A 26,645-nucleotide genomic window follows, 5' to 3' on the forward strand; every position below is an offset into this window, starting at 1 on the left:
GTTTCTGTCCTCGCGGTCTTGCTCAGAGACCCGTCGCGACGTCGATCGACTGGCCGTCGGCCAGCGTCACAATCGCCTTCTTGACGTCGCTCTGGCGGCCGATCGTGCCGCGGAAGCGCTTGATCTTGCCCTTGCGGACAAGCGTGTTCACGGCCATCACCTTGACGCCGAACAGCGCTTCGACGGCGGCCTTGATTTCCGGCTTCGACGCCTTCTTGGCGACGTTGAAGACGACCTGGTTCTGCTCGGAAGCCATGGTCGACTTTTCGGTGATCGCCGGCGAGACGATCACGTCGTAGTGACGAAGGTCGGTCATTTGAAGCGCTCCTCGAGAGCCTCGACGGCGGCCTTCGAAAGGACCAGCGTGCCGCGGCGCAGAATGTCGTAGACGTTGATGCCCTGGATGGGCAGCACGTCGATGTTCGGGATGTTCGTCGCCGCCAGCTTGAAGTTCTTGTCGAGCTCGGCGCCGCCGATCACCAGGGCGTTGGACAGGCCCAGCGTCGCGAAATTCGCGATCAGCGCCTTGGTCTTAGCCTCGGTCATCATCAACTCGTCGATGATGATCAGCGATGCGCTCTTGGCCTTGGCCGAAAGAGCATGCTTGAGGCCCAGAGCGCGCACCTTCTTCGGCAAATCGTGCTCATGGCTGCGGACGACCGGACCGTGAGCCTTGCCGCCGCCGCGGAACTGCGGAGCGCGTGCCGAATGGTGGCGGGCGCGGCCCGTACCCTTCTGCTTGTACATCTTGGCGCCGGTGCGCGCGATCTCGGCGCGACCTTTGGTCTTGTGCGTGCCCTGCTGCTTCTTGGCAAGCTGCCAGCGCACGACGCGCTGCAGGATGTCCTCGCGCGGGTCAAGGCCGAAAATCTCCTCGGAGAGTTTCACCTTGCCGGCGTCCTTGCCGCCAAGCGTTGTGATCTTGAGGTCCATTATTCCGCTCCCTCTGTGGCCGGGGCATCTACTGTGGCCGGGGCATCGTTCTTGGCGGCGTCATTGGTTGCAACGGCGCGGGTTGCGGCAGGCTTCGGCGCGTTGGCCGGCAGCGCAATCTTGGCCGCATCGCGGACCAGGATCCAGGCGCCCTTCGAACCGGGAACCGCGCCGCGGATCAGGATCAGCCCGCGATCGGCGTCGGTCGAGACGACCTCGACATTCTGCGTGGTGACGCGGGTGTCGCCCATGTGGCCGGCCATATGCTTGCCCTTGAACACCTTGCCCGGGTCCTGGCGCTGGCCGGTCGAGCCGTGGGTACGGTGCGAGACCGAGTTGCCGTGCGTCGCACGACCACCACCCATGTGGTGGCGCTTGATGACACCCTGGAAACCCTTGCCGATCGTCGTGCCCGTCACATCGACCTTCTGGCCGGCGACGAAATGCTCGACGGTGATCTCGGCACCGACATCGATCATGTTGTCGGCGGAGACGCGGAACTCGGCAACCTTGGCCTTCGGCTCGACGGAAGCGGTCGCGAAATGGCCGCGCATCGCCTTCGACGTGTTCTTCACCTTGGCAAGCCCAACGCCGAGCTGAACGGCAGTGTAGCCATTCTTCTCCTGCGTGCGCTGCGCCACGACCTGGCAGTTCTCCATCTGGAGAACGGTGACGGGAACATGTTCCCCGGCATCGTTGTAGATGCGGGTCATTCCCACCTTCTTTGCAATCACACCTGAACGCATCGGTTCAATTCCTTTAGAGTTCCGGGCCGGGGCACCGCCCCTACCGCGCTCTCAATCCCTTAGAGCTTGATCTCGACGTCGACGCCGGCGGCCAGATCGAGCTTCATCAAAGCATCGACCGTCTGCGGGGTCGGATCGACGATATCGAGCAGACGCTTGTGCGTGCGCATCTCGAACTGCTCGCGGCTCTTCTTGTCGACGTGAGGCGACCGGTTGACCGTGAATTTTTCGATCCGCGTCGGCAGCGGAATGGGGCCGCGGACGTTGGCACCGGTGCGCTTGGCCGTCGACACGATTTCCCGCGTCGAGGCGTCGAGCACCCGGTGATCAAACGCCTTGAGGCGGATGCGGATATTCTGACCGTTCATTCGTCAATTCCTTGTTCTGGCGCGGCGCGGGCATCCCGCGCCCGCGACAGATCGGTTTAGGTCCAATTACTCTTTGATGGTGACGACGATGCCGGCACCGACGGTGCGGCCGCCTTCACGGATGGCGAAGCGCAGCTTCTCTTCCATGGCGATCGGCACGATCAGCTCGACATCGACCGTGATGTTGTCGCCAGGCATCACCATCTCGGTGCCTTCCGGCAGCGACACGATGCCGGTCACGTCGGTCGTGCGGAAGTAGAACTGCGGACGGTAGTTGGTGAAGAACGGCGTGTGACGGCCACCTTCGTCCTTGGTCAGGATGTAGGCTTCGGCCACGAACTTCTTGTGCGGCTTGACCGTACCGGGCTTGGCCAGAACCTGGCCGCGCTCGACGCCTTCGCGGTCGACACCGCGCAGCAGCGCGCCGATGTTGTCGCCGGCCTGGCCCTGATCGAGCAGCTTGCGGAACATCTCAACGCCCGTGCAGGTTGTCTTGGTCGTCGGACGGATGCCGATGATCTCGAGCTCCTCGCCGACCTTGACCACGCCGCGCTCGACGCGGCCGGTCACCACCGTGCCGCGGCCCGAGATCGAGAACACGTCCTCGATCGGCATCAGGAACGGCTTGTCCAGCGGACGAACCGGCGTCGGGATGTAGTCGTCGACCGCAGCCATCAATTCGCGGATCGCGTCCTCGCCGATCTTCTTGTCGGAATCTTCCAAAGCGGCCAATGCCGAACCCTTGACGATCGGAATGTCGTCGCCGGGGAACTCGTTCTTGGTCAACAGCTCGCGCACTTCCAACTCGACCAGCTCGAGCAGCTCGGCGTCGTCGACCTGGTCGACCTTGTTCAAGAACACCACGATCGACGGCACGCCGACCTGACGGGCAAGCAGGATGTGCTCGCGCGTCTGCGGCATCGGGCCGTCGGCGGCCGACACAACCAGGATCGCGCCGTCCATCTGCGCAGCACCGGTGATCATGTTCTTCACATAGTCGGCGTGGCCGGGGCAGTCGACATGGGCATAGTGGCGGTTGGCCGTCTCGTATTCGACATGCGCCGTCGAGATCGTGATGCCGCGCGCCTTCTCCTCAGGTGCTGCATCAATCTGGTCGTAGCGCTTGTATTCGCCAAAATACTTGGTGATCGCCGCCGTCAGCGACGTCTTGCCATGATCGACGTGCCCAATCGTGCCGATGTTCACATGAGGCTTTGTACGCTCGAATTTACCTTTTGCCATGTGATCTCTCCATTCCTGCTCGCCCGTGCGGGCTTTGAATTAAGTTAGCGCTGCAACCCGTTCGGGTTACGCGTATTTCTTCTGGACTTCCTGAGCGACCGCGGTCGGCACCGGCTCGTAGTGATCGAACTGCATCGTGTAGGCCGCGCGGCCCTGGCTCATCGAGCGCAAATTGTCGACATATTTGAACATGTTGGCGAGCGGCACCATCGCGTTGATAACCACCGCCACACCACGGGCTTCCTGGCCCTGGATCTGACCGCGACGGCCGTTAAGATCGCCGATGACGCTGCCGACATAATCTTCCGGCGTCACCACCTCGACCTTCATGATCGGCTCGAGCAACTGCACACCAAGCCTGGGCGCCGCTTCACGGAAGCAGGCACGGCCGGCGATCTCGAAGGCCAGAACGCTGGAGTCCACGTCGTGGTAGGCACCATCGATCAGCGTCGCCTTGACGCCGATCATCGGGAAGCCTGCGAACGGACCCGAGGTCATGACGCTGTTGATGCCCTTTTCGACACCGGGGATGTATTCCTTCGGCACAGCGCCGCCCACGATCTTGGATTCGAACAGGAATTCGCTGCTTTCCGGATTTGGCTCGAACAGGATCTTGACGCGGGCGAACTGACCCGTGCCGCCGGTCTGCTTCTTATGGGTGTAGTCCTGCTCCTGGCTGCGGGTGATCGTCTCGCGATAGGCCACCTGCGGCGCGCCGACATTGGCCTCGACCTTGAACTCGCGACGCATGCGGTCGACGATGATGTCGAGATGAAGCTCGCCCATGCCGGAGATGATCGTCTGGCCCGATTCCTCGTCGGTCTTGACGCGGAAGGACGGATCCTCGGCAGCCAGGCGATGCAGCGCAAGGCCCATCTTTTCCTGGTCGTTCTTGGTCTTCGGCTCAATCGCGATCTGGATGACCGGATCAGGGAATTCCATGCGCTCGAGGATAACCGGATGCAGCGGATCGCAGAGCGTGTCGCCCGTCGTCGTGTCCTTGAGGCCGGCCAAGGCGACGATGTCGCCGGCGAAAGCCTCTTCGACGTCGGCGCGCGAGTTCGCATGCATCTGCAGCATGCGGCCGATGCGTTCCTTCTTGCCCTTGACCGTGTTGTCGACCGAGATGCCCTTGCTGAGCTTGCCCGAATAGATGCGGGCAAAGGTGAGCGAGCCGACGAACGGATCGTTCATGATCTTGAAGGCGAGCATCGATAGCGGCTCGCTGTCGTCGGCGTGACGCTCGATCTCGGCGTCGGTCTTGGCGTCGACGCCCTTGATGGCCGGAACGTCGGCAGGCGACGGCAGGTATTCGACGACGGCGTCGAGCAGCGGCTGCACGCCCTTGTTCTTGAAGGCCGAGCCACAGAACATCGGGTAGAATTTCACCGCGATGGTGCCCTTGCGGATCAGCGCGCGGATCTCGTCATTGCTCGGCATCTTGCCTTCGAGGTAATTCTCGAGCGCCGTCTCGTCCATTTCGACGGCGGCCTCGATCATCTTCTCGCGGTATTCTTCCGCACGTGCCTTGAGGTCTTCCGGGATCTCGACGACGTCCCAGGCAGCGCCCAGCGTTTCGTCACGCCAGACCAGTGCGTTCATCTCGACGAGGTCTATGACACCCTTGAACTCCGTCTCGGCACCGATCGGCAGCTGCATGACAACGGCATGCGCGCCGAGGCGCGAACCGATCATCTCGACCGAGCGATAAAAATCGGCTCCGATCTTGTCCATCTTGTTGCAGAAGATCATGCGCGGCACGCGGTATTTGTCGGCCTGGCGCCAGACGGTTTCCGTCTGTGGCTCCACACCGGCATTGGCGTCGAGCAGCGCAATGGCGCCGTCGAGCACGCGCAGCGAACGCTCGACCTCGATGGTGAAGTCGACGTGGCCGGGAGTATCGATGATGTTGAAACGGTGCATCTTGCCGTCACGACCCTTCCAGAAGGTCGTGGTTGCGGCGGACGTGATGGTGATGCCGCGCTCCTGCTCCTGCTCCATCCAGTCCATGGTGGCAGCGCCGTCATGGACTTCGCCGATCTTGTGCGACTTGCCCGTGTAGTAGAGGACGCGCTCGGTGGTCGTCGTCTTGCCGGCGTCGATATGCGCCATGATACCGAAATTTCGGTAGTCTTCGATTTTATATTCGCGGGCCATGGGAGGTGCCTCTTCAGTCTCGTTCGCGCTTTACCAGCGGTAGTGCGCGAAGGCGCGGTTGGCTTCTGCCATCTTGTGGGTGTCTTCACGCTTCTTGACGGCGGTGCCGCGGTTGTTGGCCGCGTCCATCAGCTCGCCGGAGAGGCGGTCGACCATCGTGGTCTCGTTGCGGTTGCGAGCGGCGGCGATCAGCCAGCGAATGGCCAGCGCCTGACGGCGCTCGGGGCGCACGTCCACCGGAACCTGGTAGGTGGCGCCACCGACGCGGCGCGAACGCACTTCCACATGCGGCGCGACATTGTCGAGCGCCTGATGGAAGACGGTGACCGGCTCCTGCTTGGTCTTCGACTGGACCTGGTCGAGCGCGCCGTAGACGATGGTCTCGGCAACCGACTTCTTGCCGTCATACATGACGGCATTCATGAACTTGGTGACGATCAGGTCGCCGAACTTCGGGTCCGGGTTGATCTCACGCTTTTCTGCACTGTGACGACGGGACATTTTTTCTCTGCCTCAATTCTGCGTGGTGGCCTGGATCCCGGATCGTCGCTTGGCGCCGGCCGGGATGACCTTGGCTACGCTTCGGTCACTTCGGACGCTTGGCGCCGTATTTCGAACGGCGCTGCTTGCGGTTCTTCACACCCTGCGTGTCGAGCACGCCGCGGATGATATGGTAGCGGACGCCCGGAAGATCCTTGACGCGACCGCCGCGGATCATCACCACGGAGTGTTCCTGAAGGTTGTGACCTTCGCCGGGGATGTAGCCGATCACTTCAAAACCATTGGTCAGGCGGATCTTGGCCACCTTGCGCAGCGCCGAGTTCGGCTTCTTCGGCGTCGTTGTATAGACGCGCGTGCAGACGCCCCGCTTCTGCGGGTTCTGCTGCATGGCCGGGACCTTGTTGCGCTTCACCGGCGCAATGCGCGGCTTGCGGATCAGCTGGTTGACGGTAGGCATTAAACCCTCTTGTCTCTCAATTCCGTGTCTCGCCCGGTCAGGGCCGCTCAAAGCGTCATTTCCATACGCAAATTCGGGCCACAAACCGCGCCTCGCGGTCTTGCCCGAACAAATGGCAGAGGAAGCGGAAGCCGCTTCATGCACGCCGGAAATGTCTTTTCGCTCGTAAAACGAACCCTGTTTGAGGCAAACTCCAAAGCGTGTCGCTTCGGAAGGGAGAGCCTCACATCGGTTCTGACTGGCCGGCTTCTACTCGCAAGCCTGTTGCCCGTCAACCCCGGAGCACCAAATATTACGCTGTAACCGAGGCTTGGCAGCCATGCGAAAAGCGCATGTAATTTTCTTTCGTCATTTTGCAAGAGGAAGGAAGAAAGTGACCGCGTCTCGGCTGTTGCGCGGCCATGCTTCATGCGAAAAAGAGGCATGAACAGCGCAAATCCCCTCGCCCGGAGGAATCAGCCCGTGAACGACAACGATGAGCGCCCGGTCACCATCATCACCGGCCGGGTATGGAAAAGGAAGGGTGGCAAGCCGGAAGGCGTCCACCTCATGCTGGTCGCGCCCGACGACGATTCGGCGGTACGCCGGGCGCTCGAATCGCTCTCGGCCGAAGGTTACGCCGAGGCGGAGCTCGACCAGATCGGCGACCTCGACGGCGTGCCCGACGAAGAGCCGCATTTGTCGGCCTACCAAGGCGCGCTCGAAGGCGAAGTGTCGATCGTCACCTTCGAGGTGCCAGCCTGAACTAGGGCCAGTCTGAACCGGGCCAGTCCGAAAGAGAGGCAACGGGCGGCGGCACCGCCCCTCGCCTCGGGCGGTCATGTCCGCCTCCGCCAGACTTGCCCGGCATCGGTTCTCTGCTAAGAACCATGCGCTGGTGACAGCCAAGCGCATCCAATCCGCGGAGTTTCCCATGTCCTCGAACAGCAACCCCATCAAGCTCGGCATCGTCGGCGTGGGAAAGATCGTCCGCGACCAGCACCTGCCGGCTCTGGCCAAGGACCAGGCCTATCGCCTCGCCGCCGCCGCCAGCCGGCACGGCAAGGTGGACGGTATCCCGAATTTCCCAACCATCGAGGCGATGCTCGACGCGGTGCCGGAGCTCGAGGCCGTATCGCTCTGCATGCCGCCGCAGTTCCGCTACGACGCCGCACGGACAGCACTCGAAGCGAAAAAACATGTCTTCCTGGAGAAGCCGCCCGGCGCCACGGTCAGCGAGGTCGAGGACCTGAAAGCGTTGGCGGCGGCAAACGGCGTCTCGCTGTTCGCCAGCTGGCATTCGCGTTATGCGCCGGCGGTGGAAGCCGCGCGTGCGTTTCTCGGCTCGGCCACAATCAAATCGGCAGCCGTCAACTGGAAAGAGGACGTGCGCCGCTGGCACCCGAACCAGGACTGGATCTGGGCACCAGGCGGCTTCGGCGTCTTCGACCCCGGCATCAACGCGCTGTCGATCGCGACCCACATCCTGCCGACAATGTTCATCACCTCGGCAAATCTCGATTTTCCAGAGAATCGCGCGGCTCCGATCGCCGCACATATCGCCTTCCGTACTTCTGATGGATTGCCGGTGACGATGGAGCTCGACTGGCGCCAGACCGGCCCGCAAAGCTGGGACATCCTGGCGGAGACGGACAAGGGCTCGATGGTGCTTTCGGGCGGCGGCTCAAAACTCGCGGTCGACGGCCGCGTCGTTCACGACGAGCCGGAAGCCGAATACCCGATGCTTTACAAGCGCTTCGCCGAGATCGTGCGCGCCGGCGCCTCCGATGTCGATCTCGCCCCACTGCAGCATGTCGCCGACGCCTTCATGCTCGGCAAGCGCGTTGTGGTCGAAGCGTTTTTCGACTGAAGCTGCGGAGCTGTAGGGGGCCTTCGCTCCGGTCCTGACCATCTTGTAAGCGTCGCGCCGCCCCTCATCTGGCTGCCGCCATCTTCTCCCCGTGAACGGGGAGAAGGACGCCGTCACCAAAGATTTCGCCAATCTCCGGCGTCGCAGAAAGAGCGCCAAGGCTACGGCCAGCTTTTTTCTCGCTGTTTACGGGGAGAAATGCCCGGCAGGGCAATGAGGGCGGCGCCGGATGATCGAGATAAGTCGCAACACTCGACGACGCCTCCTCGCAATCCGTCGCCAGCGGCCATAAGTCCCCAACTTCAACACAAATAAAAAAAGCCGCCGGGTTGCCCCGGCGGCTTTGTGGCCTGAGATCTGTACCGCCGCGTTTACTGCGCGGCGTTGACCATGTCGGTCAGCATCGGGTCGGCGACTTCGGCGCCCGATGCCTTGCGGCGCTCGTCGATGATCAGTTCGTCGCGCGAGGTGGCGATGCGCCGGATCTGGCTCATCGTGCCGCCGGTGCCGGCCGGGATCAGCCGGCCGACGATGACGTTTTCCTTCAGCCCCTGCAGCATGTCGGTCTTGCCGGCAACCGCTGCTTCGGTCAGCACTCGAGTCGTCTCCTGGAAGGAGGCGGCCGAGATGAAGGACGGCGTCTGCAGCGAGGCCTTGGTGATGCCGAGCAGCACCGGCTGGCCTTCGGCCGGCTTCTTGCCGTCCTCGACCAGGCGCTCGTTGACCTCTTCCAGCTCGATCACGTCGACGTGGTCGCCCGGAATGTAGGTCGAGTCGCCCTGCGTAGTGATCTCGACCTTCTGCAGCATCTGGCGAACGATCACCTCGATGTGCTTGTCGTTGATCGACACGCCCTGCAGGCGGTAGACCTCCTGGATCTCGTTGACGAGGTAGGACGCAAGCGCCTCCACGCCCTTGATCGCCAGGATGTCGTGCGGCGCCGGATTGCCGTCGAGGATGTAGTCGCCCTTCTCGATGACGTCGCCGTCTTGGAGATGGAACGGCTTGCCCTTCGGGATCAGGTATTCGACCGGCTCAAGCGTCGAATCATGCGGCTCTATGATGATGCGGCGCTTGTTCTTGTAGTCGCGGCCGAAACGGATCGTGCCGTCGATCTCGGCGATGATGGCGTGATCCTTCGGACGGCGTGCCTCGAACAGTTCGGCAACACGCGGCAGACCGCCGGTGATGTCCTTGGTCTTGGCGCTTTCCATCGGAATACGCGCCAGCACGTCGCCGGGGCGAACCTGTGCACCCGGCTCGACCGAAAGAATGGCCTCGACCGAGAGCAGGAAGCGGGCATCGCCGCCCTTCGACAGCTTGCCGACCTTGCCCTTGGCGTCCAGGATGGCAATCGCCGGCTTGAGGTCGTTGCCGCGTGGCGTCGAGCGCCAGTCGATGACCTCACGCTTGGTGATGCCGGTCGACTCGTCGGCCGTTTCCTGAACGGAGATGCCGTCGACCAGATCCTCGTACGACACCTTGCCCTCGATCTCGGTGAGGACCGGGCGGGTATAGGGATCCCATTCGGCGATGCGCTGACCACGCTTCACCTTGTCGCCATCGTCCACGAAGATGCGCGAACCATAGGTGACACGGTGCGTAGCGCGCTCCTTGCCGGCCTCGTCGAGGATCAGAACCGCCATGTTGCGGCCCATGACCATCTGCTGGCCGTCGGAGTTGCGCACCACGTTGCGGTTGCGGATCTCGACCTTGCCCTCATAGGAGGCTTCAAGGAACGAGCTATCCACCACCTGCGCCGTACCGCCCATGTGGAAGGTACGCATGGTGAGCTGGGTGCCCGGCTCGCCGATCGACTGCGCCGCGATAACGCCGACAGCCTCGCCCTGGTTGACCGGGGTGCCGCGGGCCAGATCGCGTCCGTAGCAGACCGCGCAGACACCGACCCTGACGTCGCAGGTCAGCGCCGAGCGGATGCGGACCGACTGAACGCCGGCCTGTTCGATCTGCTCGACATCGCGTTCGTCCATCAGCGTTCCGGCCTTGACCAGAACCTCACCCGTGACCGGATGCGTGATGTCGTCGAGCGACGTGCGGCCGAGAACGCGCTGGCCGACGGAAGCGACGACCTGGCCGGCATCGACGATCGGCTGCATGGTGAGGCCCTTGTCGGTGCCGCAGTCGACGGAGTTGACGATGCAGTCCTGCGCCACGTCGACCAGACGACGGGTGAGGTAACCCGAGTTCGCCGTCTTCAAGGCGGTGTCGGCCAGACCCTTGCGGGCGCCGTGGGTCGAGTTGAAGTACTCGAGCACGGTCAGGCCTTCCTTGAAGTTCGAGATGATCGGCGTCTCGATGATTTCACCGCTAGGCTTGGCCATCAGGCCGCGCATGCCGGCAAGCTGGCGCATCTGGGTGGGCGAGCCGCGCGCACCGGAGTGCGACATCATGTAGATCGAGTTCATCGGCTTTTGACGGCCATTGTCCTCGAACTCGACCGCCTTGATGCGGGCCATCATCTCGTCGGCGACCTTTTCCGAGCACTTGGCCCAGGCGTCGACGACCTTGTTGTACTTCTCGCCCTGCGTGATCAGGCCGTCATTGTACTGCTGCTCGTATTCCTTGGCCAAGGCCTCGGTGTCGGAGACCAGCTTGATCTTGGCATCCGGGATCAGCATGTCGTCCTTGCCGAACGAGATGCCGGCGCGGCAGGCATGGCTGAAGCCGAGCGCCATGATGCGGTCGCAGAAAATGACCGTCTCCTTCTGACCGCAATGGCGGTAGACGGTGTCGATCATCTTGGAGATGTTCTTCTTGGTCATCTCCTGGTTGGCGGTCTCGTAAGGCACGTTGACGTTCTTCGGCAGAAGTTCGCCGATGATCATGCGGCCAGGCGTGGTGTCGTGGATCTTCGACACGACGTTGCCTTCGGCGTCGACCGTCCGGAAACGACCCTTGATCTTGGAATGCAGCGTCACCGCCTTGGTCTCGAGCGCGTGCTGGAGCTCGCCCATGTCGGCAAACACCATGCCCTCGCCCGGCTCGTTCTGGTTGACGATCGAGAGATAGTAGAGACCGAGAACCATGTCCTGCGACGGCACGATGATCGGCGCGCCGGAAGCCGGGTGCAGGATGTTGTTGGTCGACATCATCAGCACGCGGGCTTCCAATTGCGCTTCCAGCGACAGCGGCACGTGAACGGCCATCTGGTCGCCGTCGAAGTCGGCGTTGAAGGCCGTGCAGACCAGCGGGTGAAGCTGGATCGCCTTGCCTTCGATCAGGATCGGCTCGAACGCCTGGATGCCGAGGCGGTGCAGCGTCGGTGCGCGGTTCAACAGCACCGGATGCTCGCGGATGACCTCGTCGAGGATATCCCAGACCTCCGGACGCTCCTTCTCGACCAGCTTCTTGGCCTGCTTGACGGTGGACGAATAACCCTTGGCGTCGAGACGGGCGTAGATGAAGGGCTTGAACAGTTCGAGCGCCATCTTCTTCGGCAGGCCGCACTGGTGCAGCTTGAGCTCCGGACCGGTGACGATGACCGAGCGGCCGGAATAGTCGACGCGCTTGCCGAGCAGGTTCTGGCGGAACCGGCCCTGCTTGCCCTTGAGCATGTCGGACAGCGACTTCAGCGGACGCTTGTTGGCGCCGGTGATGACGCGGCCGCGGCGGCCATTGTCGAACAGCGCATCGACGGCTTCCTGCAGCATGCGCTTTTCATTGCGCACGATGATGCCGGGGGCGCGCAGTTCGATCAGCCGCTTCAGGCGGTTGTTGCGGTTGATGACGCGACGATAGAGATCGTTGAGGTCGGACGTGGCGAAACGTCCACCATCAAGAGGAACCAGCGGGCGCAGGTCCGGCGGGATCACCGGGACCACCTTCATGATCATCCACTCCGGACGGTTGCCGGATTCCATGAAGTTCTCGACGACCTTGAGCCGCTTCAGATACTTCTTCTGCTTCAGTTCGGACGTGGTCGAAGCCAGCTCCGAACGCAGGTCGCCGGCGATCTTCTCCAGGTCCATGCCGGCCAGGAGATCGTGAATGGCCTCTGCGCCGATCATGGCGGTGAAGCTATCCTCGCCATATTCGTCAACGGCGATCATGTACTCCTCCTCGCTGAGAAGCTGGTGCTCCTTCAGCGCGGTCAGACCGGGCTCGGTGACGATGTAGTTCTCGAAGTAGAGGACGCGCTCGATGTCCTTCAGCGTCATGTCGAGCAGCGTGCCGATGCGCGAGGGCAGCGACTTCAGGAACCAGATATGGGCGACGGGCGCGGCGAGCTCGATATGGCCCATGCGCTCGCGGCGGACGCGCGACAGCGTGACCTCGACGCCGCACTTCTCGCAGATGACGCCCTTGTACTTCATGCGCTTGTACTTGCCGCACAGGCACTCATAGTCCTTGATCGGGCCGAAAATGCGCGCGCAGAACAGGCCGTCGCGCTCCGGCTTGAAGGTGCGGTAGTTGATGGTCTCCGGCTTCTTGATCTCGCCGAACGACCAGGACAGAATCTTCTCAGGGCTGGCGAGCGAAATCCGGATGGAATCGAACACCTGCGCCGGCGCCTGGGGATTGAAGAGATTCATGACCTCTTGGTTCATGCCGTTCTCCTTTTCGGGGTCCTCGAAAACCCCTTGCATCTAGCGCGGGCCGAATGCCCGCTGAGTGGTCGGCCCACCGGCCGAAAATTTCTGCATCCGGTCGCGGGAGCCGTCTCCCGCGACCGGATGTCTTGTTTACTCGGCCGCGCCTCTATTCGGCAGCATCTGGCAGCCGGACAGGGTTGTCGTCGAGCTTGGTGTTTTCCAACTCGACATTGAGGCCGAGAGACCGCATTTCCTTGACCAGAACGTTGAAGCTCTCCGGAATGCCGGCCTCGAACGTGTCGTCGCCTCTGACGATCGCCTCGTAGACCTTGGTGCGGCCGGCGACGTCGTCCGACTTCACCGTCAGCATCTCCTGCAACGTGTAGGCGGCACCGTACGCTTCAAGCGCCCAGACCTCCATTTCGCCGAAGCGCTGGCCACCGAACTGCGCCTTGCCGCCCAGCGGCTGCTGGGTAACGAGCGAGTACGGCCCGATCGAACGCGCGTGGATCTTGTCGTCCACAAGATGGTGAAGCTTGAGCATATATATATAGCCCATCGTCACTTTGCGATCGAACGGTTCGCCTGTGCGTCCGTCATAGAGCTGCGACTGACCGCTGGTGTGCAGGCCCGCCTGCTCCAGCATGATGTTGATGTCGGCCTCGTGTGCGCCGTCGAACACCGGTGTCGCGATGGAGACGCCGCGGCGCATCTGCTCGCTGAGGCGAACGACGCTCTCGTCGTCATAGTCGCGGATCGGCTCGTTGCGGTCGTTAGCCGGCATGAAGCTCTCGAGCGTCTTGCGCAGCGGCTTGATGTCGCCGCCTGTCTTGTACGCGTCGATCAGCTCGCCGATCTTCTTGCCCATTCCGGCGCAAGCCCAGCCCAGATGCGTCTCCAGGATCTGGCCGACATTCATGCGGCTCGGCACGCCCAGCGGGTTGAGCACGATATCTGCATGCGTGCCGTCCTCGAGGAACGGCATGTCCTCGACCGGAACGATCCGCGACACGACACCCTTGTTGCCGTGCCGGCCGGCCATCTTGTCGCCGGGCTGCATCTTGCGCTTCACGGCCACGAAGACCTTGACCATCTTCATGACGCCGGGAGGCATCTCGTCGCCGCGCTGCACCTTCTCGACCTTGTCCATGAAGCGCTGTTCGAGCGCCTTCTTGGAATCGTCGTACTGGCCACGCAGGGCTTCCAATTCGCTCTGGAGCTTTTCGTCCTCCACCGCAAACTGCCACCACTGCGAACGCGGATACTCGTCGAGCGTATCCTTCGACAGCTTCGAGCCCTTCTTGAACCCCTTCGGTCCGGCAATCGCTTCCTTGCCGACGAGAACGTCGGACAGGCGCGAGTAGACGTTGCGGTCGAGGATCGCCTGCTCGTCGTCACGGTCCTTGGCGAGGCGTTCGATCTCCTCGCGTTCGATCGCCATGGCGCGCTCGTCCTTCTCCACGCCGTGGCGGTTGAAGACGCGCACTTCGACGACGGTGCCGAAGGTTCCGGGCGGCATGCGCATGGACGTGTCGCGCACGTCCGATGCCTTTTCGCCGAAGATGGCGCGCAGAAGCTTTTCTTCCGGCGTCATCGGGCTTTCACCCTTCGGTGTGATCTTGCCGACCAGGATATCGCCCGGCTGCACTTCCGCACCGATATAGACGATGCCGGCCTCGTCGAGGTTCTTCAGCGCTTCTTCCGAGACGTTTGGAATGTCGCGCGTGATTTCCTCCGGCCCGAGCTTGGTGTCGCGCGCCATGACCTCGAACTCCTCGATGTGGATCGAGGTGAAGACGTCGTCGGCGACGATGCGCTCGGACAAGAGGATCGAGTCCTCGTAGTTGTAGCCGTTCCAGGGCATGAACGCGACCAGCACGTTGCGGCCGAGCGCCAGATCGCCGAGTTCGGTCGACGGACCGTCGGCGATGATGTCGCCCTTATTGACCCGGTCGCCCATACGCACCAGCGGACGCTGGTTGATACAGGTGTTCTGGTTCGAACGCTGGAACTTCATCAGCCGGTAGATGTCGACGCCCGACTTGCCGGGGTCGAGATCTTCCGTGGCGCGGATGACGATACGCGTTGCGTCCACCTGGTCGACGATGCCGCCGCGGCGGGCGCCGATGGCGGCGCCCGAGTCACGGGCGACGATCGGCTCCATGCCGGTGCCGACGAACGGCGCTTCGGCGCGCACCAGCGGCACGGCCTGACGTTGCATGTTCGAGCCCATCAGCGCGCGGTTGGCGTCGTCGTTCTCGAGGAATGGGATCAGGGCCGCGGCCACCGACACCATCTGCTTCGGCGAGACGTCCATCAGATCGACGTTTTCGCGCGGCGCCATCATCACTTCGCCGGCGTTGCGGCAAATGACGAATTCGTCGACGAAACCACCGTTCTTGTCGAGCTCGGCATTGGCCTGCGCAACGTGGTGCTTGGCCTCTTCCATCGCCGAGAGATAGACGACTTCATTGGTCAGCTTGCCGTTGACGATCTTGCGGTACGGGCTCTCGATGAAGCCGTATTTGTTGACACGCGCAAACGTGGCCAGCGAGTTGATCAGACCGATGTTCGGGCCTTCCGGCGTCTCGATCGGGCAGATCCGGCCGTAATGCGTCGGGTGCACGTCGCGCACCTCGAAGCCGGCGCGCTCGCGGGTCAGACCACCTGGTCCAAGCGCCGAGAGACGACGCTTGTGGGTGATCTCCGACAGCGGGTTGGTCTGGTCCATGAACTGCGACAGCTGCGAGGAGCCGAAGAACTCGCGCACGGCGGCAGCCGCCGGCTTGGCGTTGATCAGATCCTGCGGCATCACCGTGTCGATCTCGATCGAGGACATACGTTCCTTGATCGCGCGCTCCATGCGCAGCAGGCCGACGCGGTACTGGTTCTCCATCAGCTCGCCGACCGAACGCACGCGGCGATTGCCGAGATTGTCGATGTCGTCGATCTCGCCCTTGCCGTCGCGCAGTTCGACCAGCGTCTTGACCACGGCCAGGATGTCGTCCTTGCGCAGCACGCGCACGGTGTCCTCGGCCTTGAGCTCGAGGCGCATGTTCATCTTGACGCGGCCGACGGCCGACAAATCATAGCGCTCGCTGTCGAAGAACAGCGAGTTGAACATGGCTTCAGCGGTTTCGAGCGTCGGCGGCTCGCCGGGGCGCATGACGCGGTAGATGTCGAACAGCGCGTCCTGGCGGCTCTCGTTCTTGTCGACGTTGAGCGTGTTGCGGATATAGGCGCCGACATTGACGTGGTCGATGTCGAGAACCTTGATCTCGTCATCGCCAGCGCTGAGAAGCACTTTCAGCGTCTTTTCGTCGATCTCGTCGCCAGCTTCGAGGAAAATCTCGCCGGTCGCATAGTTGACTATGTCCTCGGCGAGGTAGTTGCCGAGCAGATCCTCGTCGGTCGCCTTGATCGCCTTGAGACCCTTTTCGCCAAGCGCCCTGGCCTGGCGTGCGGTGATCTTCTTGCCGGCCTCGACGACGACTTCGCCGGTGTCGGCGTCGACCAGGTCGCCAACGGCCTTAAGGCCGCGGAAACGCTCGACATTGAACGGGATGCGCCAATGATCACCGGCGCGCTTGTAGGTGATCTTGTTGTAGAAGGTCGACAGGATCTCTTCGCCGTCCATGCCGAGCGCCATCAGCAGCGATGTCACCGGAATCTTGCGGCGGCGGTCGATGCGGGCGTGCACGACGTCCTTCGAGTCGAACTCGATGTCGAGCCACGAGCCGCGATAGGGGATGACGCGCGCGGCAAACAGCAGCTTGCCCGACGAATGCGACTTGCCCTTGTCATGGTCGAAGAAGACGCCCGGCGAACGGTGCATCTGCGAGACGATGACGCGCTCGGTGCCGTTGACGATGAAGGTGCCGTTCAAGGTCATGAGCGGCATGTCGCCCATATAGACGTCCTGCTCCTTGATGTCCTTGATCGACTTGGCGCCGGTATCCTCGTCAATATCGAACACGATGAGACGCAGCGTCACCTTGAGTGGCGCGGCATAGGTCAGGTCGCGCTGACGGCATTCGTCAACGTCGAATTTCGGTCCTTCGAACTCGTACTTCACGAATTCCAGCATCGAGGAGCCGGAAAAGTCGGAGATCGGGAAGACCGACCTGAAAACCGCCTGCAGTCCCTCGTCAGGACGCCCGCCCTTGGGCTCCTCCACCATCAGGAACTGGTCATAGGATGCCTTCTGAACCTCGATCAGGTTCGGCATCTCCGCAACTTCCGGGATCTTTCCGAAGAATTTGCGTACGCGTCTGCGGCCATTGAAAGTCTGTGTCTGGGCCATCGTCGCTCCTTAGCTCTAAACTCGGGGCGAACCTCGCCGCGGCTCGCCTTGCATGCTCGGCCACCTCGGCGGCGGCCCCTAATTTGTTCACCCGCTACCTGTCGGTGGCTGGCCAAAACGGGAGAAAACCCGTCTCCTGAAGGCCGGTTTACGGCCCTCAGGAAAGAGGTTTTCGTACTCTTCGCGTTACGCAGCCTCCCTTCGCGCGAAGGGAGTGGCGGACGGCGCGAAGCCGCCCGCCAATATCAAACGCTTACTTCAGTTCGACCTTGGCGCCGGCTGCTTCCAGCTGGGCCTTGAACTTGTCCGCGTCGGCCTTGGAAACAGCTTCCTTGACCGGCTTCGGAGCCGCCTCGACCAGGTCCTTGGCTTCCTTGAGGCCAAGACCGGTGATGGCGCGAACTTCCTTGATGACGTTGATCTTCTGAGCGCCCGCCTCGGTGAGGACGACGTCGAATTCCGTCTTTTCCTCGACCGGAGCAGCTGCGGCCGCAGCACCGCCAGCGGCGGCAACCGCCACCGGAGCAGCTGCGGAAACGCCCCACTTTTCTTCCAGAAGCTTCGACAGCTCGGCCGCCTCGAGGACGGTCAGCTTCGAAAGGTCGTCTACGATCTTTGCCAGATCAGCCATTGCAATATTCCTTCATAAGGTTCGAACGTGTGTTTGTGATAGCGAGGAACGGCCTCATGCCGCCTCGTCCTTCCGGGCGTAAGCGCCGATGACACGCGCGACCGAAGCCGCAGGTGCATTGACGATCTGGGCGATCCGGGTTGCCGGCGTGGCGATCATGCCAACCAGCCTGCCGCGCAGCTCATCGAGCGACGGAAGTGTGGCGAGTGCCTTCACACCGTCGGCGTTGAGCGAGGTGGTGCCCATTGCGCCGCCGAGAATGACGAGCTTGTCATTTCCCTTGGCGAAATCGGACGCGACCTTCGGCGCCGCAATCGGATCCTCCGAATAAGCGATCAGCGTCTGTCCCTTGAACAGGTCGATGATCGATGCGGAGTCCGTGCCCTGAAGAGCGATTTTGGCGAGACGGTTCTTCGCGACTTTGACGGTGCCACCGGCGACGCGCATTTTCGACCTGAGGTCGTTCATTTGCGCGACGGTGATACCGGCGTAGTGGGCCACGACGACTGAACCAGCGCCCGAAAACGCTTCATTCAGGCCCGTGACGAGTTCGCGTTTTTCCGCTCTGTCCACTGCCTATCTCCAGTTGACCCCTGCCCTTACGAGGACAGGCGTCGGGTTGCCTTTTGCCGGCCGGGCCATCCAGTAACGGATCTCCCGAACGACGCTCGAGGATCCTGCCCCCTTTCGCCACACCAGCCGGCAAGCCGAATGGTGCGCAGACAAAAGGCAAACACGGTTCGAACCTTTCATTGGAGCAGTCGCTCCGTTGTCCGGTCTTCACCCGTCTCATGCAGGCCCACATGAATTAAGGCCCCCCTTGAACTAAAGGCTTGGGGCCGCCCGCAATCTCGGACAGGATGTCCGGAAGCCTTCCGACTTCCGGTACCGGGCCGCCGAGATAATCGGAGGCCCGGAATTCTGTTGCGGATCGGCCCTTTAACGGCCGATCCAAATCGTTCGTATCAGGACGCTGCCAGCGTCGAAACGTCGAGCTTGAGGCCCGGGCCCATCGTCGAGGTGACCGACACCTTCTTGACGTAGTTGCCCTTGGCGCCAGCCGGCTTCGCCTTGTTCACCGCGTCGGCAAAGGCGCGGACGTTCTCTTCCAGCGCCTTGACGTCGAACGAGATCTTGCCGACGCCGCCATGAACGATACCGGCCTTCTCGACGCGGAACTCGACGGCGCCGCCCTTCGACGCCTTGACGGCGGCGGTAACGTCGGTTGTGACGGTGCCGACCTTCGGGTTCGGCATCATGCCGCGCGGGCCGAGCACCTTGCCCAGACGGCCGACCAGCGGCATCATGTCCGGCGTGGCGATGCAGCGATCGAAGTCGATCGTGCCCTTCTGGACGATGTCGACCAGATCCTCGGCGCCAACGATATCGGCGCCGGCCGCCTTGGCTTCCTCGGCCTTGTCGCCACGCGCGAAAACGGCGACGCGGACAGTACGGCCGGTGCCGTTCGGCAGATTGACCACGCCACGGACCATCTGGTCGGCATGGCGCGGGTCGACACCCAGGTTCATCGCGACTTCAACGGTCTCGTCGAACTTCACCGACGACCGGTCCTTGAGCAGCTTCAGCGCATCACCCAAGGCATAGGCCTTGTTGGGATCGATGCCTTCGCGGGTCTTCGATACACGCTTTGCAATCTTTGCCATGATCTCAGCCCACCACTTCCAGGCCCATCGAGCGGGCGGAGCCCTCGACCATGCGCATGGCCCCCTCGATATCGGTTGCGTTCAGATCCTTCATCTTCTGCTCGGCGATGGCGCGCACCTTGTCGCGGCCGATCGTTCCGGCCTTGACCTTGCCCGGCTCCTTCGAGCCCGACTTCAGGTTCGCGGCCTTCTTCAGGAAGTAGCTCACCGGCGGCGTCTTCATGACGAAGGTGAACGACTTGTCCTGGTAGTAGGTGATCACGACCGGAATCGGCGATCCCTTTTCCATTTCCTGGGTCTGCGCGTTGAACGCCTTGCAGAACTCCATGATATTGATGCCGCGCTGACCAAGCGCCGGTCCGATCGGGGGCGACGGTGTCGCCGAGCCCGCGGAAACCTGGAGCTTGAGCTGGCCTGCAATTTTCTTAGCCATCTCTTTCCTGCCTTTATCTCATGCCGGCCCCACATCGGGGCAACACCGGCGGTTGCAGTCTGGTGGTGCGGTTCATGCGGCCGGCCAAAGCCGCATTCGCCTTCCACCCGTTTTGGCCGCGCGATCTCCGCGCCGCCTCCCCTCGCCGCCGAATGGGCGACGAGGATTTCGGATCAGCCCTTTTCGACCTGTCCGAATTCGAGATCGACGGGCACGGCGCGCCCGAAGATCGAAACTTCCACCTTGAGCCGCGCCCGCTCCTCGTCCACTTCCTGGACGAAACCGTTGAACGACGCGAACGGACCGTCCGAGACGCGGATCGCCTCGCCGATCTCGAAAGTGACCGACGGCTTCGGTCGCTCGACGCCTTCCTGCACCTGGTTCAGGATGCGCTGGGCCTCGGCCTCGGTGATCGGCACCGGCTTCGAATCACCCAGAAAGCCGGTGACCTTCGGCGTGTTCTTCACGAGCGAGAACACCGCGTCGGTCAGATTGGCCTTCAAGAGCACGTAGCCCGGGAAGAACTTGCGCTCGGCATCGACCTTGCGGCCGCGGCGGATCTCGACGACCTTCTCGGTCGGCACCACGATCTGCTCGATGTCAGCGGACAGGCCTTTCTGCTTGGCCTTGTTCTCGATGTCCTCGGCGACCTTTTTTTCAAAGTTCGAATAGGCGTGGACGATGTACCACCGCGCAGTCATTTCAAGACTTCTCCGTAATCGCCGGACTTAGCGTCCGATGCCCAGAATCTGCTCGACCGCGAGGCCCATGAGCTGATCGGCGGTAAAGAAAAAGATCATCGCGATCACAGCGAACGCCAGGACCATCACCGTCGAAATCATCGTTTCGCGCCGCGACGGCCAAGTCACCTTGGCGGTCTCCGAGCGAACCTGCTGGAGAAAGACGAAAGGATTTGTGGTTTTCGAAGCCATGTGCCGCCTGTCTTCGAGACCCGTTGACCGGATCTCCTGGATGATCCCGCTGGCCGGGATGTGCCGCCTGAGCCTGTGTTCGCGCCGAATCAGCGCAATCATTTCGCCCATGCAAATCGGACGCGTAAAGCCGGCTTCCCAGCTCCACGCGTCGCGTGTCTGTTTCGTCTACATAAAACCGATTCTTGATCCACGCAAGTGGCAAGTGTCCGCTTTATGACCAAACGCCGCCTCGGAACCATCCAGTCGTCCCGTCCCGGCTATGGCCCCTTATGCCTCAAGACAGCCTATATGGCAAGCCACCGGCGGATTTTCAAACGGCCAATGCTTGGAAGACCAGACAATTTTCATGAATTGGCCATTTCGAAAAATGGCACGGGCAGCAGGGCTCGAACCTACGACCTGCGGTTTTGGAGACCGCCGCTCTACCAACTGAGCTATGCCCGTATCCTGCGCGTATCGGCGCAGCAGGCGCTTCCTAAAAGCTTCCGCGCGCGCTGTAAAGAGGGTGCGTACTGCCCTGCCTTCATCTGCGGAAATCCAAGTGTCGTTCCGGCCATTCCCTTGATCCTTTGATTGCTCACGATCAAGCCGACCACCACAATCTGGTCAGTTTCCGGGAGGCGGCGGCTTGTACGGCCCGCCGGGCACCCCCCAGCCCCAGGCCGGCATCGGCTCGGTCTCGGGATCACAGGTCGCGTCAAGGTTGGAGTTCATCTTCGCCAGCCGCGAACCCCACTCGACATAGGCCATGAAAGCCGAGCGAAATTCCGGATCGTCCGGCAGCCCGACGTCATCAGCGGCGTCCACGAGCAGATTGATCCAGCGGCGGCGCTGTTCCTCGCTCAGATGCTTGCCCAGATGGTGCATCACCATCTCGCGGTGGCCGCCATGATTTTCGCTGTAGGTCTTCGGTCCCCCAAAGACTTCGCCGATGAACGCCGCGACATGGGCAGGATGGTCCGGCGACATGTTTTTGAACACCGGGCCGACGACAGAATCCCTAGACACCTTTTTGTAGAAGGTTTGGGTCAGGCGATTCAGCGCTTCGCTGCCGCCGGCCCATTCGAACAATGTCGGAGTATCCTGGCTCATTCTCGATCCTCGACTGGCCGGACTGTCACTGCTTCGGACGATAGCGGAACTATCGAACGTCGCTCAACCTGCCTCGATGGCCAGCTTGGGCCGGCTGCCGAGCCTGCGCCTTACAATTTGACCGGCACTTCGGCCTGAACCTCGGACGTCGGAACCACGCGGCGATTCTCCGGCATTGGCTCCGATTTGCAGATGGTCGGGCCGGTAAATTCATCGACCGATTCAAGCCCGGTCGTCAGCCCGACTTTCAACATCATTTCGGGTTCGAGCTGCCGATGGCGAGAAGCCGGTATCGACTGCATGACCGCCAGCAGACCGGGTTCGACTGCCATGTCCTCGAGATAGGTTTTGACGGTCTGCTCCAACCCAATCGAATGCACCGTCAACTGCGCACGGGGGCCGACAAGGCGCCTGACACCGCCGGCGAGCATGATCGGACAGGCTGCGCCACATTCGCCGCTCGCATCGATCGTCAGCCCGACATAGATGCCATCTTCGGCGGTGCAATCCGCCTTGTCCGGCTCACATCCAATGAAGTCCGTCCGCGCGACCGCCACGTCGAGCTTGCGTTCCCGGATCAACCTTCCGGTGGCCAGAGCGCCGAGCACGTCACCTCCCGGTGAGTTGATCATTACGGGCAGTCGCCGATCGCCCATCGTCTCAAGCAGTTGGCGCAGCCGTTGCGGCGTTTGGGCGCTAATCGTGCCTTCCGCAGAGATCCATTCGGGACAATTGGGATCGCAGAGAGAACTCCTGCCTCGAACCAGAACGAAACGCATATCGCCAACATCGGTCCGCTGGACGGTTTCGCGTTCGACCGACGCAGCGGGAGCGGGCTTGGTGTATGCCACCACCTCGCCAGCCGGCGCCGCTATTTCCCTGCAGTTCGCGGCCACGGGATCGGTGTTACACAGGGTCGCGGCGGTCAGCAGATCGACGGCATCCAGGCTGGTGACGAGCTTCGTCTGTAACATGTCGTAGGGAGCCAGTTGCTGGATGCTGCTGGCTGGTGTGCTTTTCATCGTCTCGAGCACGCCTTGGCCGACGCCCATTTCCTTCAGATAGGCCGCCAGTCTTTTCTCCACCGGCTTGCTCATCTCGTAGGTCTTATAACTGCCGGCGTTCTTGCGGCCGACGATCTTCTTGCTGAGGATCTTCTTCTTGCCCCTCACCACGCGATAGGTGGTCCGGTACTGCAATTTCGTCCTGAAATAGGTCGTGGTGATCTGATGAACGCCGAGATAGGCCCATTGCCCGACCACGCGCCTAATGCCGCCGGCAAACATCAGCGGACAAGCAGAATTGCAGATGGCACCGCCGGCATACGGACTGCCGAAATAACGGGCGCCCTTGCCGTCGTTTTCCTTGCAGTTCTTCACACCGGGCTGGCAGCCGATGAACCGGGTTTTGCCGACCGCGACATCGAGCTTGTTCTTGCGGATCAGGCGGCCCAGCGCCAGCGCCGCTTCGACGTTGCCGCCGGGAGAGTTCATGACGACAGGCAGTTTTCGACCGCCGAGCCCCTTGAGCGTGCGCTTGAACAGGGCCGGCGTGCCGGCTTCTATCGAGCCTTCGGCCGATATCCATTCCGGGCAGGTCGGTTCGCAACCAGGCGCGCTGCTGCGGACGACGACAAACCGCATCGCCGGGCCAAGATCCGGCGCGGACTTTTTTGTATTCGCCGCGAAGGCAGCGTGCCCCATGACAAGGAACGACGCCAGGCAGATTAGCCCCAGAGTCCACCATGTCCGGCCATTCAAACGGTGCCACGGAACCATTTGGGTAAGCCCCCGCGATGCAACCTATACTAGTTGAGGTTTGAAGGCTTGCAACAGGTTTTGGAACGACTGCGCAGGCGCATGTCGCAGGTGCCCCCGAAAGCAAAAAGGGCAGCCCGAGGACTGCCCTTTTGCTTTTCGATCTGGCCGGCAGATGCCGGTGTCGATTACTCTTTGATGGTGACGACGATGCCGGCACCGACGGTGCGGCCGCCTTCACGGATGGCGAAGCGCAGCTTCTCTTCCATGGCGATCGGCACGATCAGCTCGACATCGACCGTGATGTTGTCGCCAGGCATCACCATCTCGGTGCCTTCCGGCAGCGACACGATGCCGGTCACGTCGGTCGTGCGGAAGTAGAACTGCGGACGGTAGTTGGTGAAGAACGGCGTGTGACGGCCACCTTCGTCCTTGGTCAGGATGTAGGCTTCGGCCACGAACTTCTTGTGCGGCTTGACCGTACCGGGCTTGGCCAGAACCTGGCCGCGCTCGACGCCTTCGCGGTCGACACCGCGCAGCAGCGCGCCGATGTTGTCGCCGGCCTGGCCCTGATCGAGCAGCTTGCGGAACATCTCAACGCCCGTGCAGGTTGTCTTGGTCGTCGGACGGATGCCGATGATCTCGAGCTCCTCGCCGACCTTGACCACGCCGCGCTCGACGCGGCCGGTCACCACCGTGCCGCGGCCCGAGATCGAGAACACGTCCTCGATCGGCATCAGGAACGGCTTGTCCAGCGGACGAACCGGCGTCGGGATGTAGTCGTCGACCGCAGCCATCAATTCGCGGATCGCGTCCTCGCCGATCTTCTTGTCGGAATCTTCCAAAGCGGCCAATGCCGAACCCTTGACGATCGGAATGTCGTCGCCGGGGAACTCGTTCTTGGTCAACAGCTCGCGCACTTCCAACTCGACCAGCTCGAGCAGCTCGGCGTCGTCGACCTGGTCGACCTTGTTCAAGAACACCACGATCGACGGCACGCCGACCTGACGGGCAAGCAGGATGTGCTCGCGCGTCTGCGGCATCGGGCCGTCGGCGGCCGACACAACCAGGATCGCGCCGTCCATCTGCGCAGCACCGGTGATCATGTTCTTCACATAGTCGGCGTGGCCGGGGCAGTCGACATGGGCATAGTGGCGGTTGGCCGTCTCGTATTCGACATGCGCCGTCGAGATCGTGATGCCGCGCGCCTTCTCCTCAGGTGCTGCATCAATCTGGTCGTAGCGCTTGTATTCGCCAAAATACTTGGTGATCGCCGCCGTCAGCGACGTCTTGCCATGATCGACGTGCCCAATCGTGCCGATGTTCACATGAGGCTTTGTACGCTCGAATTTACCTTTTGCCATAGTCTCTTTCCTTGGACGGCCTGGACCTTCAGTTCAGTCGAATGCGGGGCGATTAGCGACTACGGCCGAAAAACACAAGTGTCTTGTGGCCGAGCGCGCGCTCACCCGGTCTGAACCCGTAATCCGGTTTCGGGGATGTGGCGCGGATATAGGAACGAACAGGAAGAAATGGAATGGGCGAAGATAGGTTCCGCTGACATCGGCATTCACAGGATGGATACCGCCGCCTGCGCCTGTCCGCCTTGCCGGATTTTACGGCCGGATCTGGCCCATTGCCGGTGTGGCGCCGGTCTGATTTCCTGATCGGATGCATTTCATCCCGATTGCCATCCGCGGCCCGCTGTTCATGATCCTTTCGACTGGATCCTATGTCGTCAACGACACCATGATGAAGTTGGCGACGGCAGGACTGCCACCTTATGAGGTGTTGTTTCTGCGCGGGACGGCGGCAACGCTGTGGGGCATCCCATTGCTGCTTTCGCTGGGCTACGCCAAGCAGATCCCGCTGATCCTTGAAAGGAGAGTGTTACAACGAAACCTGCTCGAGCTGGCGGCAATCCTTTGCTACGTGGTGGCGCTCGCCAACATGCAGATCGCCGATTCGACCGCCTTGGGGCAAATCACTCCGCTGCTCATGCTGATTGGCTCCGCTGTCCTGTTCGGCGAACGGATCGGGGGCCTGCGCATGGCGCTGATCGGGCTCGGCTTCGTCGGTGCGGTGATGGTGGCGCAGCCGACCATGCAGGGAATCTCGGTCTACGCCCTGCTGGCCCTCGGCAACGCGGCATTCGCCGCCGCGCGCGATCTCGCCGGACGGCGGGTCGCCGCCGACGTGCCTGGAATGATCGTTGCAATTTCGGCGGTGGTGGTGGTGCTGGTCGGCTCAGGCGTTGCGCATCTGATGTCGGAGCGCTGGGTAATGCCAGAGATGCATCATCTGCTGCTGATGGCCGGGGCCGGATTGTTCCTGATCTTCGGCCACTTCTTCATCTTCATGGCCTATCGCGTCGGGCCGGCCGGAGTGGTGGCGCCGTTCTATTACTGCTTCACCGTCTGGGCGGTCATTTCGGGTCTGGCGGTGTTCCAGCAATTCCCGAACGCGCTGGCGATCAGCGGCATCCTGCTGGTGGTGGCCAGCGGGCTGACCATCGTGTCGCTCGACGAGCGCAGGCGCCGGCTGACCGTGGTCGCTTAGTTTAAGCAGTGATTCACCGCTAAAATGGAGAAGCCCGTGAAAAGCGACGAGAATGCCGGCAACCGGACACTCGTCGGAAAGTGCCTGTGTGGCGCCGTGCAATATGCGGTGGCCGATGAGTTTCTCTATGCCGCGAACTGCCACTGCTCGAACTGCCGGCGCACCACCGGTTCAGCCTTCAAGCCGTTTGCCGGCATCGAGCGTGAGAGACTGAGCCTGACCGAAGGCGACGACAACCTCCTGATCTTTGGCGACGAGACCGGTCATGACACGCACTGCAAGACCTGCGGCTCATTGCTCTATTCGGTCGTCCGCGACGGCGCTTTCGTGCACGTCGCCATGGGAACCCTTGTCGATGAGCCGACCATCCGCCCGACGCACCACATCTTTGTCGGCTCCAAGGCGAAGTGGTTCACGATCACCGATGACCTGCCTCAATATGAAGAGCATGTGGTGACATGAGGA

At 62.0% G+C, this 26,645-nt stretch carries 23 protein-coding genes and 1 tRNA gene; 4 read left to right on the forward strand and 20 right to left on the reverse strand.

Annotation, left to right across the window (positions count from 1 at the left end):
* Positions 1 to 22: 22 nt before the first annotated feature.
* The 8 genes from NKH73_RS08960 to rpsL form a co-directional block, all read right to left on the reverse strand.
* Positions 23 to 316, reverse strand: coding sequence for a 50S ribosomal protein L23 (locus tag NKH73_RS08960; RefSeq protein ID WP_010909275.1), 294 nt, complete (start codon positions 314 to 316; stop codon positions 23 to 25).
* Positions 313 to 933, reverse strand: a complete 621-nt coding sequence (gene rplD / locus NKH73_RS08965; protein WP_292402906.1) for a 50S ribosomal protein L4 — start codon at positions 931 to 933, stop codon at positions 313 to 315. The genes NKH73_RS08960 and rplD overlap by 4 nt, the downstream gene beginning before the upstream one ends.
* Positions 933 to 1,679 carry a 50S ribosomal protein L3 gene (gene rplC, locus NKH73_RS08970; protein ID WP_352930423.1) on the reverse strand — a complete coding sequence of 249 codons (747 nt, stop codon included), beginning with the start codon at positions 1,677 to 1,679 and terminating at the stop codon, positions 933 to 935. The genes rplD and rplC overlap by 1 nt, the downstream gene beginning before the upstream one ends.
* A gap of 59 nt (positions 1,680 to 1,738) precedes the next feature.
* Positions 1,739 to 2,047: a 30S ribosomal protein S10 gene (gene rpsJ, locus NKH73_RS08975; RefSeq protein ID WP_006205468.1), complete on the reverse strand. Its 309-nt coding sequence runs from the start codon at positions 2,045 to 2,047 to the stop codon at positions 1,739 to 1,741.
* Between the two features lie 66 nt (positions 2,048 to 2,113).
* Positions 2,114 to 3,289 carry an elongation factor Tu gene (gene tuf / locus NKH73_RS08980; protein ID WP_352930425.1) on the reverse strand — a complete coding sequence of 392 codons (1,176 nt, stop codon included), beginning with the start codon at positions 3,287 to 3,289 and terminating at the stop codon, positions 2,114 to 2,116.
* A 66-nt stretch (positions 3,290 to 3,355) separates the two neighbouring features.
* On the reverse strand, positions 3,356 to 5,446 hold the full coding sequence (gene fusA, locus NKH73_RS08985; protein ID WP_352930427.1) for an elongation factor G: 2,091 nt from the start codon (positions 5,444 to 5,446) through the stop codon (positions 3,356 to 3,358).
* 30 nt (positions 5,447 to 5,476) lie between these two features.
* A complete protein-coding gene (rpsG, locus tag NKH73_RS08990; RefSeq protein WP_008875664.1) occupies positions 5,477 to 5,947 on the reverse strand; it encodes a 30S ribosomal protein S7 in 471 nt (156 codons plus the stop codon).
* An 85-nt stretch (positions 5,948 to 6,032) separates the two neighbouring features.
* On the reverse strand, positions 6,033 to 6,404 hold the full coding sequence (gene rpsL / locus NKH73_RS08995; protein ID WP_006333356.1) for a 30S ribosomal protein S12: 372 nt from the start codon (positions 6,402 to 6,404) through the stop codon (positions 6,033 to 6,035).
* A 462-nt stretch (positions 6,405 to 6,866) separates the two neighbouring features.
* On the opposite strand from rpsL, the gene NKH73_RS09000 reads away from it, so the two are divergent.
* Both NKH73_RS09000 and NKH73_RS09005 read left to right on the forward strand, forming a co-directional pair.
* Positions 6,867 to 7,148: a transcriptional regulator gene (locus tag NKH73_RS09000; protein ID WP_352930429.1), complete on the forward strand. Its 282-nt coding sequence runs from the start codon at positions 6,867 to 6,869 to the stop codon at positions 7,146 to 7,148.
* 169 nt (positions 7,149 to 7,317) lie between these two features.
* Positions 7,318 to 8,253: a Gfo/Idh/MocA family protein gene (locus tag NKH73_RS09005; RefSeq protein ID WP_352930431.1), complete on the forward strand. Its 936-nt coding sequence runs from the start codon at positions 7,318 to 7,320 to the stop codon at positions 8,251 to 8,253.
* A gap of 371 nt (positions 8,254 to 8,624) precedes the next feature.
* On the opposite strand, the gene rpoC is transcribed toward NKH73_RS09005, so the two are convergent.
* The 12 genes from rpoC to tuf (NKH73_RS09065) all read right to left on the reverse strand — a co-directional run bounded on the left by rpoC (position 8,625) and on the right by tuf (NKH73_RS09065) (position 24,985).
* Positions 8,625 to 12,821, reverse strand: coding sequence for a DNA-directed RNA polymerase subunit beta' (gene rpoC, locus NKH73_RS09010; protein ID WP_352930433.1), 4,197 nt, complete (start codon positions 12,819 to 12,821; stop codon positions 8,625 to 8,627).
* 151 nt (positions 12,822 to 12,972) lie between these two features.
* A complete protein-coding gene (rpoB, locus tag NKH73_RS09015) occupies positions 12,973 to 17,109 on the reverse strand; it encodes a DNA-directed RNA polymerase subunit beta (RefSeq protein ID WP_352930435.1) in 4,137 nt (1,378 codons plus the stop codon).
* A gap of 253 nt (positions 17,110 to 17,362) precedes the next feature.
* Positions 17,363 to 17,740, reverse strand: coding sequence for a 50S ribosomal protein L7/L12 (gene rplL / locus NKH73_RS09020; protein ID WP_023680442.1), 378 nt, complete (start codon positions 17,738 to 17,740; stop codon positions 17,363 to 17,365).
* Between the two features lie 54 nt (positions 17,741 to 17,794).
* Positions 17,795 to 18,313, reverse strand: coding sequence for a 50S ribosomal protein L10 (gene rplJ, locus NKH73_RS09025; RefSeq protein WP_065011395.1), 519 nt, complete (start codon positions 18,311 to 18,313; stop codon positions 17,795 to 17,797).
* Between the two features lie 392 nt (positions 18,314 to 18,705).
* Positions 18,706 to 19,404, reverse strand: a complete 699-nt coding sequence (gene rplA / locus NKH73_RS09030) for a 50S ribosomal protein L1 (protein WP_095488825.1) — start codon at positions 19,402 to 19,404, stop codon at positions 18,706 to 18,708.
* Positions 19,405 to 19,408: 4 nt separating this feature from the next.
* Positions 19,409 to 19,837: a 50S ribosomal protein L11 gene (gene rplK, locus NKH73_RS09035; RefSeq protein WP_029352163.1), complete on the reverse strand. Its 429-nt coding sequence runs from the start codon at positions 19,835 to 19,837 to the stop codon at positions 19,409 to 19,411.
* Positions 19,838 to 20,010: 173 nt separating this feature from the next.
* Entirely contained in the window at positions 20,011 to 20,538 is a 528-nt protein-coding gene (gene nusG, locus NKH73_RS09040; protein ID WP_006333333.1) for a transcription termination/antitermination protein NusG, read from the reverse strand.
* 27 nt (positions 20,539 to 20,565) lie between these two features.
* A complete protein-coding gene (secE, locus tag NKH73_RS09045) occupies positions 20,566 to 20,769 on the reverse strand; it encodes a preprotein translocase subunit SecE (protein ID WP_029352158.1) in 204 nt (67 codons plus the stop codon).
* A gap of 371 nt (positions 20,770 to 21,140) precedes the next feature.
* Positions 21,141 to 21,216 (reverse strand) — tRNA-Trp (locus tag NKH73_RS09050).
* A gap of 162 nt (positions 21,217 to 21,378) precedes the next feature.
* A complete protein-coding gene (locus NKH73_RS09055) occupies positions 21,379 to 21,864 on the reverse strand; it encodes a group II truncated hemoglobin (RefSeq protein WP_352930438.1) in 486 nt (161 codons plus the stop codon).
* A 110-nt stretch (positions 21,865 to 21,974) separates the two neighbouring features.
* Positions 21,975 to 23,642, reverse strand: coding sequence for a COG3904 family protein (locus NKH73_RS09060; protein ID WP_502893873.1), 1,668 nt, complete (start codon positions 23,640 to 23,642; stop codon positions 21,975 to 21,977).
* 167 nt (positions 23,643 to 23,809) lie between these two features.
* Positions 23,810 to 24,985: an elongation factor Tu gene (gene tuf, locus NKH73_RS09065; protein WP_352930425.1), complete on the reverse strand. Its 1,176-nt coding sequence runs from the start codon at positions 24,983 to 24,985 to the stop codon at positions 23,810 to 23,812.
* 307 nt (positions 24,986 to 25,292) lie between these two features.
* Between tuf (NKH73_RS09065) and NKH73_RS09070 the strand changes: the two genes are divergently transcribed.
* Entirely contained in the window at positions 25,293 to 26,180 is an 888-nt protein-coding gene (locus NKH73_RS09070) for a DMT family transporter (protein ID WP_352930442.1), read from the forward strand.
* Positions 26,181 to 26,216: 36 nt separating this feature from the next.
* Positions 26,217 to 26,642, forward strand: a complete 426-nt coding sequence (locus NKH73_RS09075) for a GFA family protein (RefSeq protein ID WP_352930444.1) — start codon at positions 26,217 to 26,219, stop codon at positions 26,640 to 26,642.
* Positions 26,643 to 26,645 lie beyond the last annotated feature (3 nt).

It is taken from the genome of Mesorhizobium sp. M0938 (genome assembly GCF_040319125.1).
In the GTDB taxonomy this organism is placed as follows: Bacteria; Pseudomonadota; Alphaproteobacteria; order Rhizobiales; family Rhizobiaceae; genus Mesorhizobium; species Mesorhizobium robiniae.